The following is a 13,809-nucleotide window of genomic DNA, read 5'->3' on the forward strand; positions in this document are numbered from 1 at the left end:
TTGTTTCAAAAAGTTTAACTATTTTTCAATAATTATCGTAAATTACTGATAACCAATACCTAAATTTTACATAATCATTAGCTCATCCATTTAAAATTAGGATATTTTAATAAAAAAAGAGCAGTATAATGAAAAGAAACCGGATGCTTCTGGCTTTAAATTTGATAAATTCCTATCCTAACCATTACCATTAAAAAGATGATCAAAAAAATTGCATTCGGCATTTTCTGTGTGGCTCAGTTTTCACTGATGAATGCCAATACCGCTGTAAGCGGAACACCGGTTTCAAAAGTAAATTACCAGAAGGAAAAAATTCCGAAATCAGTCATTATCAAAACTAAAAAGTTTAAAATAAAGATCGATCAGCAGCCGAATGGAAACTACCTGTACCAATCCTGGGGAGTAAACGGCAAAATAGCTTCCAAGCCGAGCATGATTATTTCAGACGGCGAACTGATCCCGGACGGTACCGGAGGAAACTATTATTATGAATTCAGCAATAACGGCTATACGTATCAGATCTGGAGAAATTACTTAACGGATTCAGCGAAGAAAGCACCGTATACTCTGATGGTGACCGATCAGAATGGGAAAACGGTAGTTAATCAGGACGGTTACGTTGTTAAAAACTAAGAGTAAAATTTATACAGGTTCCCGGCTTTAGAGTCGGGAATTTTATTGAGTCAATGGTGAATTTTGCTGACACAACCCAATTGTCAATCTCTTAGTGTAAAGTAAATTGACAGACGCAGTGGATTGACCATTCATCCTTGAATTTTGCACATTGCTATCATTTGCTGAATGAAGTGTTATGCTGAGCTTGTCGAAGTACCCTTATAAGCGGAAATATGCAGAATCTTTTATGCCGGAACTTTGTGGACACCAGGTTAAAGATTGACAGACAAAACGAATTAGCCTTTCATCTTTCGCCACCCACTTTTAAACAATGCGTTCTTCTTCTTTTCTTAGTACATTGTAAAACAGGCTTTTATCGAAACTGTTTTTTGCCGCCAGATACCCGATGTTGAAAATCTGTTCGAGACGGTCTTTCCGTCTTTCGAAAGTCCCGAAGGTAGAAAGTTCCTGGGATGAAATGAACCAGTCGCAGTGATCGAATTTGATCTTTTCGATGCGGTAGGAAAGCAGGTCGTAGGAACGGGAAACAATGGCTTTGATGGATTTCAGGTCACTGATCTGGATATCATGGGGTGGGGAAACGAAGACACCGATGAGCTTATCACAGTCTTTACGAATGATGTCCGCCGGAAAATTGTTCAGCACGCCGCCGTCGCAGTACATTTCATCACCAATAATATAGGGGGTTGTCACGCCGGGAATAGAGCACGAAGCGATAATGGCATCCACAATTTTGAAGTTCTCGTCGAAAATCTTTTCGGTACCGCCTACGAGTTCGGTCGCCACGATTTTCACTTCTTTATCCAGATCTCCCAATTTCATATCTCCAAAAACAGGATTCAGGTAGTTCCGGAAAATTACGGACGAAACCAGTCCCGGCTGATTGAAGGCGAAATGCTTCCAGTTGAAGAAATAAACCGACTTAAAAAACTCCATGATTTCTTCAGGCTTTTTACCGACAGCGTACAGGCACCCGACAATAGAACCTGCGCTGCAGCAGGACAGCACATCAACAGCAATATTTTTTTCAGCTAAGAATTTTAAAACCCCTGCATGGGCAATGCCTTTGGTTCCGCCTCCGGATAATACCAGTCCTACTTTCTCAGAATTCATGGATTAAATATAAGAAAAACAGAATAAAATAATGGGTCACATTTTTCCAGACCCGGCGATTTTGCCATTTTTTAACACAAATAAAAATTAAATTAATATAAAGTGAACCCTAAGCAGAAACCAGATTAAAGGCTGAAAGAAGAAGCTTGATGCTGGAGCTTTTTGTTAACATATTTATGGATAATCTCTGATTAAACGCAGTGTTCACAAGGATTTTTTGCATGGATTGGGATATTATTTCCTTTCACAGGGGTACTTCGGCAAGCTCAGCATAATAAGCTGTGCTGAGTAATTCCTTTTAAGCATTAAAAAAGCCCGGAGATTCCGGGCTTGCTGTATGTTTTGAATAGTCTGCTAATTATTAATATACTTTTCGAAAATTTTCGAAAAATCTTTCTGGTTATATTTATCAAAACTGGTAGTATTCCAGGCGAAAATATACTCATTGATGGCTCTTAATTCCTGGCTTTTAGAAACATTTTCCTGCTTTCCGGAAGCTACCGAAGTAATGGCTTTCTGAATGCTGTCGTTTGAGAAATTCAGCAACGAATGGTTGTGGTGAACTTCCTGCTGAATGGCCAGTAACGCTTTGTACAGGTCTTTCAGCTGATCGATCTGTCCTTTGGCCACACTGATCATCATCGGAACATTCCCGATATTGAATGAAATTTCCACATCCAGGTCAATGGTTCCCGCCGTCTGCAAAGCGATATTGGAAAAAGGGAACTGATAGTATTCGTATCGCTTCAGGACTCTTTTTTTATCCAGAGCACTTGCCCCGTCAATATGGATCAGGGCACGGTTGGTAAAACAGTATTCGTCCCTTCTGGATTTGATCAGGAAGAAAATTTTCTCGTTGTCTTCAGACAGGATATAATCATCAGAGTCTACCTTGTCATAATCCTGGGAAGAAATGATTTTCCCGATATCTCCCAATCCTAAAGCTTCTGCTGCCAGTTTTTTAAACATCGATTGTTGTATTTAATTATTAGTTTATGTATTTATTAAATATGAATCACTTCGCCATACGCAGCTGCAGCAGCTTCCATAATTGCTTCGGAAACTGTCGGGTGTGGGTGAATGGACTTGATGATTTCGTGACCTGTGGTTTCAAGCTTTCTTGCTACAACGGCTTCAGCCACCATATCGGTAACACCTTCACCGATCATGTGACAGCCTAACCACTCACCATATTTCGCATCAAAAATTACTTTGATGAAACCGTCGGTATTTCCGTTAGCCGTCGCTTTTCCACTGGCAGAAAGCGGGAACTTCCCTACTTTGATCTCGTATCCTTTTTCTTTCGCCTGCTTTTCTGTAAGGCCTACTGATGCTACTTCAGGATGACAGTAGGTACATCCCGGGATATTGCCGTAATCGATTTTCTCTACGTGCATTCCTTTGATTTTTTCAACGCAGGTAATTCCTTCTGCAGAAGCAACGTGTGCCAGTGCCTGAGTCGGGATCAGATCTCCGATGGCATAGTAACCCGGAACAGAAGTCTCGTACCATTCGTTTACCAATACTCTTCCTTTATCCGTCTGAATACCCACTTCTTCCAATCCGATGTTCTCGATGTTGGCAGCGATTCCTACAGCAGAAAGTAAAATATCGGCTTCTAAAGTAATGTTTCCTTTTGCTGTTTTTACGGTAGCTTTTACACCCTCACCGCTCGTATCCACGCTTTCTACGGAAGCATTGGTCATAATCTCGATGCCTGTCTTTTTCAGGGACTTTTCAAGGTGCTTGGAAATTTCTTCGTCTTCTACCGGAACGATGTTCGGCATAAATTCCACAACGGTCACTTTTGTTCCCATCGTGTTATAGAAATCGGCAAATTCTACTCCGATTGCTCCTGAACCTACAACGATCATTGATTTCGGCTGCTCCGGAAGAGACAGCGCCTGTCGGTATCCGATCACTTTTTTACCATCCTGGGGAAGGTTAGGTAATTCTCTTGAACGTGCTCCGGTAGCGATAATGATGTGCGTTCCGGTATATTCGGTTGTTTTTCCTTCCTTATCGGTAACGGAAACTTTTTTACCTTTCTGAACTTTTGCCGTCCCCATGATCACATCGATCTTATTTTTCTTCATCAGGAACTCAATCCCTTTGCTCATTTTGTTGGCTACGCCACGGCTTCTCTGGATTACATTCGGGAATTCGAAGCTTCCCTCTACTTTATTTAATCCGTAATCTTCAGCGTGGTTGATATAATGAAAAACCTGCGCAGATTTTAACAAAGCTTTTGTCGGAATACATCCCCAGTTCAGGCAGATTCCTCCTAAGTTTTCTTTCTCGATAATGGCAGTTTTGAAACCCAATTGTGCTGCTCTGATCGCTGTAACATATCCGCCAGGACCACTTCCGATGACAATAATATCGTAGTTCATTATTATAAAAATTTTTATGCGAATTTAAGGAAAAATATTGGAAATGACGCACTCCCTGAAATTGGCAGGCAGCGAAATTTCAGGATTCTTTTTAATGGTAAAAATGATATTTTCATTCATATAGGAAGAGATCCTTCAGGCACGTAAATTTTATTTAAAAATAGAGATAATAAAAAGTCCGTTTCAAGAATGAAACGGACTTTTATCTATTAAATTAAACGGTTGACGCTATCTTGCACTGCTCAGCAGACGCTTTTCGTTGGCATATCTTTCATTCAGCGCTCTCAGCTGGTCTCGCTTCATTTTTTTCGTCGCCAAAGGATGATTCAGGATTAGCTTTCTTTCGGTATTGTACTTTCTGGCCAGTTCCTGGGATTTGCTGTTTGCCAGCTGACCTTTTGAAGGGTGCGGCGGTGCCGGCGGACGTCTCTGCCCGTAGATGTTCATCGATAATCCGAGCAGAATGACGGTTGATATTAAAAAATTTTTCATGATGTGTACTTTTGCTGAATGATTTCAATGTAAATGATTCTCCATTAATTTCATTCCGTTACCAATCAATGATCAGCAGATATCATACCATATTTTTAGGATTATTTTATTTCTATGTTCCATTTCAGCGGAAGGTTCTTTGAGGAGTTTCCGACCAAAATCCGGTAGGTTCCTTTTTCCACGGTCCAGTTCATTTTTTCATCCAGAAATTGCAGCTCTTTTACCGGAACTTCGATGGAAACCTGCTTTGATTCTCCCGGTTTTAAATAGACTTTCTGAAAACCTTTCAGTTCGATAATGGGCCTGGAAACCGAAGCCAGCAGGTCTTTTACATACAATTGCACCACTTCACTTCCTGCTCTCGAACCAGTATTTTTTACATTCACTTTAGCGATAATGGTGTCATTGGCGGAATAAGCGGACTGATTGAGTTCCAGCCCCGAAATTTCAAAAGTCGTATAGTTTAATCCGAAGCCGAACGGATACAGCGGTTCGCCGCTCAGATCGTAATAATCGTTTCCTCTTCCGGTGGGATGATGGCTATAAGATAAAGGCAGCTGCCCTTCTTCCACCGGGAAAGTAACCGGCAGTTTCCCGGACGGATTTTCTGCTCCGAACAGTACTTTTGCTATGGCATTTCCGCCTTCTTCCCCTGGATACCAGACGTCGAGAATGGCTCCGACCTCATCTTTCCAATCCGTTGTTTTTATAGCAGAACCACCGACCAAAACCACAGCAACCGGTTTATTTAATTTTGAAACTTCATGAATAAATGGTTCCTGGTTTCCCGGCAGGCTCAGCGAAGAGCGGTCCTGGAATTCCCCTTCATGAATTCCGGCCGTTACGATGATATAATCTGCATTTTTTGCCAGTTTTAAGGCTTCATTAAAATCTTTCAGCTCATCATTTAATCCATAATTCCAAATCAGCTCAATGTTGGCTTCGCCCCTGTTTTCATGGAACTCTACAACAATGTCACAGGACTGGCCTTTTACAAAATCAAAATCCATTGTTTTGGTGGAATAGCTCAGCTTCTCCCAGTTATCGATCAGCAATTTCCCGTTAAGGTATAACCTGAAACCGTCGTTTCCACGGAGGCCTAGCTGGTATTTTCCGGACTCCGGCGCCTGAAGCTTTCCGGTCCAACGCACGCTGTAGTTATCAGGCTGAAGCTTTTCCGGATCCGGCGAATATAAGGTCCATTTGAAATTCAGCTGTTCGTCCTGTTTTTCAAAAGCAGGATTTCCTTTCAGGTCTGAATTGGCAAAATAATTTCCCTGCAGCCCTTTTTTGTTTCCGTAAGATAAAAATTCAGCAGGAACAGTGGCAAACTTCTTCACGTTCCAGTCGATTCCTTTTGAATACGTGATTTCAATATTCTTATTTTTAACGAAATTTTGAATTCCTTCAAGAATGCTTACTTTTTTATTTCCCGGACCGGAATAACCGCCGAGTCTCGCATCTGCCGCATCGGTTCCTACGACCAAAATCTTGCTTATATTTTCCGGAACGGGAAGGGTTTTGTTATCATTCTGAAGCAGGACAAAAGATTCGACAGCGGTTTTTTCCGCTAAAGGCTTATGGTTGAGTTTCTTTAAAGCGTCAATATCTTTATCTGAAACGTAAGGGTTTTCAAAAAGCCCGAGTTCAAATTTTGCTCTCAATACCCTTGCCACGGCGTCATCAATCCGTTCTCTTGAAATCCGTCCGTCCAGGAACGGCGGGATGAAAAGCTGATAATGCTTGTATTCGGTCTGGAAAATGACATCCAGTCCGGCATTGATGGCCTGTGCCGAAGCATCATCATAATCTTTTGCCGTAAAATGCAATACATTGGCTCCGCCGACGGCGCTGGCATCACTGATGACAAATCCTTTGAAATTCCATTCCTTTTTTAATTTTTCCGTCAGCAGCCAGTGGTTTGCGGTCGAAGGCCTGCCGTCCAGCAGATTGTAGGATGTCATCACCGAACGGCTCTTTCCCTGATGAAAAGCTTTATCAAAAGGAATCAGATGTGTTTCCTCCAGATACCTTCTGCTCCAGTGGATCGGATAAGAATCGCGTCCGCCTTCACCAACGTTTGCCAGGAAGTGTTTCGGGGTGGTAATAATTCCCATATTTTCAAAAGAACTGACAAAGCTTACGCCCATGACTGAAGTCAGGAACGGATCTTCGCCGTAGGTTTCCTCGGTTCTTCCCCATCGGACATCATTTGCTAAGTTCACCACAGGTGTTAAAATCTGCCGGATTCCTCTTAATTTTGATTCCTTGGCGATGGCAGTCGAGACCTGCTTCATAAGGTCGGGATTAAATGTCGCGGCAAGACCGATGGCTTGGGGAAAAGCCGTGGCTCCTTCGCGTACCAGCCCATGTAAAGCTTCATCAAACGGAATAATCGGAATTCCCAGCCTTGATTCTTCAATGAAATATTTCTGGATGGCATTTATTTTTTGGGCCAGTTTCTCCGCATCCTCATTGGCGTTGTAGGTCAGCATCTGACCGGCTGCACCGCCGCCCTGGTTTCCGGCACTCACCTGCAGCCCGAAAATCCCGTGTGCATACTGCCCTTTCGGAACATTTTCGAGATCACCTGGAATCATGAAGCACTGCCAGAATTTTTCTTCAGGCGTCATTCTTTTCAGCAGATCCTGAACCCTTGCTTCAACAGGCTGTTTTGGATCTTTATACAAAGGTTTCTGGGCAGAAATAAAAACGGAACCTAATAATGAAATTCCAATGAATGTGAGGTTTAACTTCATTACTGAATAATTTGAATAACAGTTGCATATTTTAATCCGGTTCTCTGTTCGGGTAATTGAACATCAATGGAATTTCCGGTTTTTTTCCACTGAATTTTGCCTGGCAAGCCAAGTATCTTCAATGATTTCGGCTTATAATTTTCAGGGATTTCAAAATGTAAGGTTGAAGGAGACTTATACTCTGTTTTTTCATCCAGATGGAAAACATTCACCGTTTTTCCGTCTTTGCTTCGGGTATAATAAAAATTCCCGTCGTGATAAGGAGCGATGCTGCGCGTTGCAAAAACAGCCGACTGGTTTTTGTCCATCCAGCCTGAAATTTCTTTTAATCTTTCATAAACGACAGGATCATAATCACCGTTCGGACCGGGCGCAATGTTCATCAGGTAATTTCCGCCCCTGGAAATGATTTTCACCAGCGTTTCGATGATCTTCTGGGAGGATTTGTAGTTATCGTTCGGCACATAGGAAAACGAATCGCCCATCGTAATACAGCTTTCCCAGGGAATATCCAGCGCCTTTTCAGGAACCGCCTGCTCGGGTGTTACATAATTTTCCCATTTTCCGGGAACGGTACGGTCCACCACAATGATTCCGGGCTGATTTTTCCGTGCCATCGTCCCGATCTTGTCCATATCGATGTCCTGCTCTACCTTAATGGTCCTTTGCCATTCTACCTTCGGATCAATGGTATGGAAAGGGCGCACCCAGCCTCCGTCCAGCCAAAGGATATCAATCTTTCCATAATTGGAGGTGATTTCATTAAGCTGGTTGAAGGTAAATTTTTTAAAGCTTTCCCATCGTTCCGGGTATTTCTTCGGATCGTAATTCACGTTCCGGTCTTTCGGCGGGAAATATGACCACCAGTAATCGTCGGAATGCCAGTCTGGTTTTGAAAAATAAGCGCCTATTTTAAAACCTTCATTTCTAAAGGTACTGAAAATTTCTTTCGTGACATCCGACTTCGGATTCGTGGAAAAAGGCGTTTTGGAAGATGTGATTTTATAGTCCGACTCTTTGGTGTCGAACATAGCAAAGCCATCGTGGTGTTTTGTAGTAAAGACTACATATTTCATTCCGGCTTTTTTTGCTGCATCTGCCCATTTTTGTGGGTTAAATTGTGTCGGATTGAATGTCGTCTGCAGGTTTTCGTAATTTTTCAGATATTCGTTATACGATTTACCATGTTCCGGCTTTCGCTGGGTCCAGGATTCATCTTCCGGGCAGAGACTCCAGCTTTCCACAATTCCCCACTGGCTATAGGTTCCCCAGTGCATGAAAAGCCCGAATTTCAGGTCCTGCCAGTTTTCAAGATTCTGTACTACCAAGGGATCTGTAGGTTTCTGATAGCCTTCGGAGACGTTGTGGGCCTGAGAAAAAAGAGCAGATGAAAGAAATAAAGAAGAGAACAATAAGGTTTTCGTTTTGGGCAAGATGAACATTAAGTTTAGTTTTTGCTAATTTAATCATCCTTTAAGGAATTCACAAACGGTTTTTCAAAAGAACAATTAGAGACTGTTTATCAAATAAAGCACATTAGATTTCAGGTTTCAGGATTTTGGCGTGTTCAGATTACACCAGATTGAAAAGTCCTTGATTTTTTTATCCGTAAAGCTACAGCTTCCTCATTCTGCATCCAGCCTGTAACATTCATTCTATAACCTTTATCCGTAAGACCGTATCCGTTATTTTAATTCAAAATTTTACAATACATTTGTTGACAATACGTATTAAACTTATTCCCCATCTATGCAGGAACTTATTGATTTCGTCAGAAAAGAAGCCGGCCAGCTGAGTGAAGATAACCTGTCTTCCGTAATTTCCAGGTTCCATCCCAAAACACTCCGTAAGAAACAGCTGCTGCTGAAACGCGGACAGATTGCGGACCGGTATTATTTCCTCATAAGCGGTGCACTGCGTTTTATTTACGGGGATGACTGTGAGCTGACGGCCTGGATTGTACTGCCCGGAGAATTCTTCACGGAAATTTCCAGTTTTAAGCCCCAGCAGCCTACCCGTTTCAATATTGAAGCCATAGAAGAAACCGAACTCTGTTATATTGAAAGAAAAGATATGGAGATGCTGTACCGGCAATTGCCCGCCTGGCAGGAATTCGGACGGAAGATTTGGGAATCGATGGCCATGCGGATGATCGATGAAATTATCCGGTTCCAGACCCTGACGGTGGAAGAACGCTACCTTGAATTTTTAAAGCAGCCTGATTTCATGCAGCGCGTATCGGTAAAACAGCTGGCCTCTTATCTGGGCATTACCCCGAATGCCCTCAGCCGGATCCGGAAAAACATCCGGTAACCTGAAAAGCTACCAGATGGTAGTTTAAGACAGCCTGATAATTCCTAGTTTTGACTGTTAATATAAATCATTATAATTATGGAACATATCATTCTGGTTGCCGGAGCTACCGGAAGCCTTGGAGAAAAGATCTGCCGGGAACTGCTAAAAAGAGGTGCAGAAGTAAGAGCCGTTATCCGCCCCGAAAGCGATCCGGAAAAAGTAAAAGCGTTACAGGAAGCCGGAGTCCGGATTTTCACTGCTGACTTTAATAATCCTTCCCAGCTTAAGGCTGCCTGTTCCGGCGTATCCTGTGTGGTATCCGCACTGGCAGGACTGCAAGAAGTGATCGTGGAAGCCCAGTCTCAACTGCTGGATGCCGCTGCAGATGCAGGTGTTCACCGCTTTATTCCTTCTGATTTCTGCACCGACTACACCCAACTTCCGGAAGGCTGTAACCGAAATTTCGATTTGCGGAAGACATTCAGCCAGATAGCAGAAAGCCGTAAGATCAGATTAACGTCTGTTTTCAACGGGGCTTTTTCCTATGTCCTGCGTTTCGGGATTCCGCTGCTGGATCAGAAAAACCAAAGTATTGCGTACTACGAAGGAAAGTCCGACTGGAAGATCGATTTTACTTCCCTTGAAGACACGGCTGCTTTTACAGCTTCCGCCGCACTGGACAAAACGGCCCCGAGATTCCTTCGTATTGCCGGTTTCCGACTAAGCCCAGAAGATTTTGTGCCGTTGAGCAAAAAAGTATTCGGTACCCCTTTCCGTATGGAGAATCAGGGAACACTTGACCAGTTTAAAGAAACGATTGAGAAAGTTAGAAAAACCCATCCTGAAGGGGAACGTGAACTTTATCCGGCGTGGCAGCAGATGCAGTACCTGTACAGCATGTTTGCTGCCCATCATGATGAACTGGATAACGGACGGTATCCTGATCTCTCCTGGCACACTGCTGAGGAAGCTTTACGATAAAACCCGTCTAATTTAACCCAAAGCTGTGTGATTCCTTTCTGAAAATTAAAATTTAAAGAGCAAGACTATTTAAATCGTGATCGCAGGTATACTCTCATTCAGCCTATTTTTATTTATACGTGGACTTGTGGACTTACAATACTCTGCAAGAAAGTATATTTTCATGCTCAGTGTAAAACGTCCCTTAGATTTAAATGATTAACCGAAATCAAACAGCTTTTAAAAATTATATGATTACTTATGCAAACCCAATATACAGACGAATCTTTGATCCAGGATTGGACTGGATTCACCAACCATACCATTCATGTCAACGGCACTGAACTGCACTATGTGGACGGAGGAAGCGGCATACCCATTATCTGTCTTCCGGGATGGCCGCAAACCTGGTATTCCTACCGCAACATTGCCCTGCCGCTGGCTGAAGACTACCGCGTGATCGTAGTTGACATCCGGGGGATGGGCAGTTCTGCAGCTCCTTCATCCGGTTATGATAAAAAGACAATGGCTGCAGATATCCATGAACTGATCCTGCAGCTTGGTTTGAAACAGGCTTTTGTGCTGGGCCACGATATCGGCGGCATGGTAGCGGTGAGCCTGGCGTATAATTTCCCTGAATCGGTGAGCGGACTAATCCTAGCCGACGGGCTTCATCCCAGCGAAGGCATGCTGCAGATGCCGCTGATTCCTGCTTCAGGCACTTTCAGCGATAAAATCAATCCGGAGCAGCCCTATACCTGGTGGATGGGCTTTAACCAAATTAAAGGACTTCCTGAAAAACTGCTGGAAGGACGCTACCGGCATCTCCTGGACTGGCTTTTTCATTACGTGATGACCGATGACCGCAAAATTTCCGATTTTGAAAAAGAAGTGTATGCATCAGTCTACAATCAGCCGGAACGGATCCGCGCTTCCAATGCATGGTATCAGGCTTTTCATCAGGATATTGAGGATGCTGAAAGCTACCGTAAACTCCCTATGCCGGTGCTGGGAATTGCCAGCAATGTATCCTATAGATTCTACCAGTATGCGCTTCCTTCAACCGCTGAACAGTATGAACTGGTTCATCTGGCGGATACCGGACATTATATGTTTGAAGAAAATCCGGAGGATGTGCTGAAAGTTGTTCTTGACTACCTGGATAGAATGAATTCCTTTGAAATTCCTGCTGAAGAATAAATACGGATTTTAATTGGTTCAAAAGATAGTTTCAGAAGTTCAAAAGTGCTTAAAGGAATTCCGGTTTCTTTAGGCAGGACTTTTGAAACAGTCTTTTTTATGATTATTCATTTCCGCAGAAAAGATGCCAGTAACTTCTGCTTAGACTGCAAAAATCTATTCAAAAACAAAATTAAGATAATACGCCTCCAAATTGTAATCTACAGGCTCTGAAATTATTCGGATCATGTTAAATCAGATGAAATCATTCAGTGCTGTTTCAAGTTTGGGATAAGTAAATCCGAAACCGCTCTTTACCAATTTTTCAGGATAGACATTCCGGCTTTTTAACAAGAGCTCTGTTTCGGTCCGCAACAATACGGAAGCAATTTCCAGCTGCCATACAGGAGCATCAAAACCGAATGGGATTTTCATTTTCCGTCTCAGCGCTGTCATAAATTTTTCGTTGGGCATCGGAGCCGGAGCCGTCACATTAACCGGGCCTGACATCTCCCCATTTTCGATGATGTGTTCCACCGCTTTGCAGAAATCTGCGATGTGGATCCAGCTCACGTTCTGGTTTCCCAGGCCCTGCTTTCCGCCCAGCCCGAATTTCGTAAGTATTTTCAGTTTGGGAAAAGCACCGCCATTGTTTCCTAAAACAATGGATGTTCTTAAAGCCACTTTTCTAATCTTTCCGGTTGCTGTTTTAAAAAATTCCTGTTCCCAGCTTTTGCAAATGTTCATGGAAAAGTCGTCGCCGGTAATTCCGTTTTCTTCGGTATTCAGATGCGTTTCGGAATGGATGTAAATGGTTGCAGAACTGGCATTCAGCCAGACTTTTGGTTTAGACCTGCATTCATTAACGGCCTGCTGAAGAACTCTTGTACTGTTTATCCTGGAATTGTAGATTTCCTGTCTGTTTTTTTGCGTATACCGGCAATCGACGGATTTTCCAGCAAGATTGATCAGCACATCGGCATTTTCGAGCAGGTTTTTCCATTCGCCCAAGGTCTTGGCGTCCCAGTGAAATTCGTTCCTGCGTTTTGGGCTCCGGGTCAGGACATAGATCTGGTGGCCTTTTTCCGTAAAGTAGATTTCGAGGTTTTTTCCGAGAAAGCCGGTTCCGGCAGCGATGATGATTTTCATAGGAAGGAGGTTTAAAGTTTAAGATTCAAGGTTTAAAGTTCAAGGTTTTGAAGTTTACGATCAATCAAAACCGGTTTATGTTTTCAGGCGCAAAGTTTTCTTTTTATCAAGCAGCATATTAAGCAGGCAAAGGAAGGATCAGCAAGCTGATCGGATGAAGGCAGGAAGTCCGAGCAATCCGGTATTTAAAAACATGAATCCGACCAGACTTATATAGCATTTTCCCTGATAATAATCCAGTTCCGTTCCTATTGGAAGATATTGCAAGAGAAGTGCAGGATCTATTTCGTAATTAATGATGGCCAGCTTGCGCCATCCTGCTTTTAAAAAGTTCATCATTTTACTATTTTAATACAAGTTTATCTTCCATCAGCTGAATCCTTTGTTTCTGCGGTCCTTTTAATCAAACGGTTTCTTTCCAGCAGGAATTTCTTCATATAATTTTTAAGGAAAACGGCATTGAATATTTTACCGATGATTCCGAAGGGCGATTCAAATTCGAAAATATCAGTCATAATGGTGTTATTATTTTCCTTCCTGAAAAGATGCTGGTGTTTCATGGATCTGAATGCACCTTTCAGCATAACATCGGTGAAATGATAAGGTTTCTGCATGGCTACGATTTGTGTGGTTAAGGTCTGCATGACGCCCAGGTGTTTGGCTTTCCAGGTGACGGTTTCACCTGGTTCAATCAATCCCGAAGTTCTTCCGGCAATTGCTTTTTCACCTGTTTTGAAAGTCGATTTCTGATGCAGGTCGATATCTCTGGCCAGGTCGAAAACTTTCCGGATATCGGCTTGAATGGTTGTATGTAGACGGATAATGGCCATTTT

Annotated in this window: 13 protein-coding genes; 4 read left to right on the forward strand and 9 right to left on the reverse strand. The window is 42.7% G+C overall.

Features of this window, described 5'->3' with window-relative positions; all coding sequences use genetic code 11:
* Positions 1-198 precede the first annotated feature (198 nt).
* Positions 199-633: a hypothetical protein gene (locus FY557_RS09175; RefSeq protein WP_149246950.1), complete on the forward strand. Its 435-nt coding sequence runs from the start codon at positions 199-201 to the stop codon at positions 631-633.
* Between the two features lie 306 nt (positions 634-939).
* On the opposite strand, the gene FY557_RS09180 is transcribed toward FY557_RS09175, so the two are convergent.
* The 6 genes from FY557_RS09180 to FY557_RS09205 form a co-directional block, all read right to left on the reverse strand.
* Positions 940-1,749, reverse strand: a complete 810-nt coding sequence (locus tag FY557_RS09180) for a patatin-like phospholipase family protein (RefSeq protein ID WP_149246951.1) — start codon at positions 1,747-1,749, stop codon at positions 940-942.
* A 354-nt stretch (positions 1,750-2,103) separates the two neighbouring features.
* Positions 2,104-2,718 (reverse strand): PH domain-containing protein, encoded by a 615-nt coding sequence (locus FY557_RS09185; protein ID WP_149246952.1) that lies wholly within the window; start codon positions 2,716-2,718, stop codon positions 2,104-2,106.
* A 35-nt stretch (positions 2,719-2,753) separates the two neighbouring features.
* The gene (gene lpdA / locus FY557_RS09190) at positions 2,754-4,142 is read right to left on the reverse strand and encodes a dihydrolipoyl dehydrogenase (protein ID WP_149246953.1); all 1,389 of its coding nucleotides are present in this window, start codon (positions 4,140-4,142) and stop codon (positions 2,754-2,756) included.
* 228 nt (positions 4,143-4,370) lie between these two features.
* Positions 4,371-4,634, reverse strand: coding sequence for a hypothetical protein (locus tag FY557_RS09195; RefSeq protein ID WP_149246954.1), 264 nt, complete (start codon positions 4,632-4,634; stop codon positions 4,371-4,373).
* A 101-nt stretch (positions 4,635-4,735) separates the two neighbouring features.
* Positions 4,736-7,393 carry a beta-glucosidase gene (locus FY557_RS09200; RefSeq protein WP_149246955.1) on the reverse strand — a complete coding sequence of 886 codons (2,658 nt, stop codon included), beginning with the start codon at positions 7,391-7,393 and terminating at the stop codon, positions 4,736-4,738.
* Complete coding sequence (locus tag FY557_RS09205) at positions 7,393-8,835, reverse strand: alpha-L-fucosidase (RefSeq protein WP_149246956.1); 1,443 nt, start codon at positions 8,833-8,835, stop codon at positions 7,393-7,395. Before FY557_RS09205 ends, FY557_RS09200 begins: the two co-directional genes overlap by 1 nt.
* Positions 8,836-9,142: 307 nt before the next feature.
* On the opposite strand from FY557_RS09205, the gene FY557_RS09210 reads away from it, so the two are divergent.
* The 3 genes from FY557_RS09210 to FY557_RS09220 all read left to right on the forward strand — a co-directional run bounded on the left by FY557_RS09210 (position 9,143) and on the right by FY557_RS09220 (position 11,848).
* Positions 9,143-9,706: a Crp/Fnr family transcriptional regulator gene (locus FY557_RS09210; protein ID WP_149246957.1), complete on the forward strand. Its 564-nt coding sequence runs from the start codon at positions 9,143-9,145 to the stop codon at positions 9,704-9,706.
* A gap of 78 nt (positions 9,707-9,784) precedes the next feature.
* Entirely contained in the window at positions 9,785-10,669 is an 885-nt protein-coding gene (locus FY557_RS09215; RefSeq protein WP_149246958.1) for an SDR family NAD(P)-dependent oxidoreductase, read from the forward strand.
* Positions 10,670-10,909: 240 nt separating this feature from the next.
* Positions 10,910-11,848, forward strand: a complete 939-nt coding sequence (locus FY557_RS09220) for an alpha/beta fold hydrolase (protein ID WP_149246959.1) — start codon at positions 10,910-10,912, stop codon at positions 11,846-11,848.
* A 234-nt stretch (positions 11,849-12,082) separates the two neighbouring features.
* On the opposite strand, the gene FY557_RS09225 is transcribed toward FY557_RS09220, so the two are convergent.
* The 3 genes from FY557_RS09225 to FY557_RS09235 form a co-directional block, all read right to left on the reverse strand.
* Entirely contained in the window at positions 12,083-12,976 is an 894-nt protein-coding gene (locus FY557_RS09225) for a TIGR01777 family oxidoreductase (RefSeq protein ID WP_149246960.1), read from the reverse strand.
* A gap of 138 nt (positions 12,977-13,114) precedes the next feature.
* Positions 13,115-13,315, reverse strand: a complete 201-nt coding sequence (locus FY557_RS09230) for a DUF2071 domain-containing protein (RefSeq protein ID WP_317131778.1) — start codon at positions 13,313-13,315, stop codon at positions 13,115-13,117.
* Between the two features lie 20 nt (positions 13,316-13,335).
* Positions 13,336-13,806 (reverse strand): SRPBCC family protein, encoded by a 471-nt coding sequence (locus FY557_RS09235; protein ID WP_149246961.1) that lies wholly within the window; start codon positions 13,804-13,806, stop codon positions 13,336-13,338.
* Positions 13,807-13,809: the final 3 nt, after the last annotated feature.

The organism is Chryseobacterium sp. SN22 (genome assembly GCF_008329705.1).
Taxonomy (GTDB): domain Bacteria; phylum Bacteroidota; class Bacteroidia; order Flavobacteriales; family Weeksellaceae; genus Chryseobacterium.

Bases quoted from the DNA above. Each gene is read 5' to 3' on its own strand.
- FY557_RS09180 (WP_149246951.1), bottom strand. From the start codon at position 1,749: ATGAATTCTGAGAAAGTAGGACTGGTATTATCCGGAGGCGGAACCAAA.
- lpdA (WP_149246953.1), bottom strand. From the start codon at position 4,142: ATGAACTACGATATTATTGTCATCGGAAGTGGTCCTGGCGGATATGTT.
- FY557_RS09205 (WP_149246956.1), bottom strand. From the start codon at position 8,835: ATGTTCATCTTGCCCAAAACGAAAACCTTATTGTTCTCTTCTTTATTT.
- FY557_RS09210 (WP_149246957.1), top strand. From the start codon at position 9,143: ATGCAGGAACTTATTGATTTCGTCAGAAAAGAAGCCGGCCAGCTGAGT.
- FY557_RS09235 (WP_149246961.1), bottom strand. From the start codon at position 13,806: ATGGCCATTATCCGTCTACATACAACCATTCAAGCCGATATCCGGAAA.
- FY557_RS09195 (WP_149246954.1), bottom strand. From the start codon at position 4,634: ATGAAAAATTTTTTAATATCAACCGTCATTCTGCTCGGATTATCGATG.
- FY557_RS09215 (WP_149246958.1), top strand. From the start codon at position 9,785: ATGGAACATATCATTCTGGTTGCCGGAGCTACCGGAAGCCTTGGAGAA.
- FY557_RS09200 (WP_149246955.1), bottom strand. From the start codon at position 7,393: ATGAAGTTAAACCTCACATTCATTGGAATTTCATTATTAGGTTCCGTT.
- FY557_RS09175 (WP_149246950.1), top strand. From the start codon at position 199: ATGATCAAAAAAATTGCATTCGGCATTTTCTGTGTGGCTCAGTTTTCA.
- FY557_RS09185 (WP_149246952.1), bottom strand. From the start codon at position 2,718: ATGTTTAAAAAACTGGCAGCAGAAGCTTTAGGATTGGGAGATATCGGG.
- FY557_RS09220 (WP_149246959.1), top strand. From the start codon at position 10,910: ATGCAAACCCAATATACAGACGAATCTTTGATCCAGGATTGGACTGGA.
- FY557_RS09225 (WP_149246960.1), bottom strand. From the start codon at position 12,976: ATGAAAATCATCATCGCTGCCGGAACCGGCTTTCTCGGAAAAAACCTC.
- FY557_RS09230 (WP_317131778.1), bottom strand. From the start codon at position 13,315: ATGATGAACTTTTTAAAAGCAGGATGGCGCAAGCTGGCCATCATTAAT.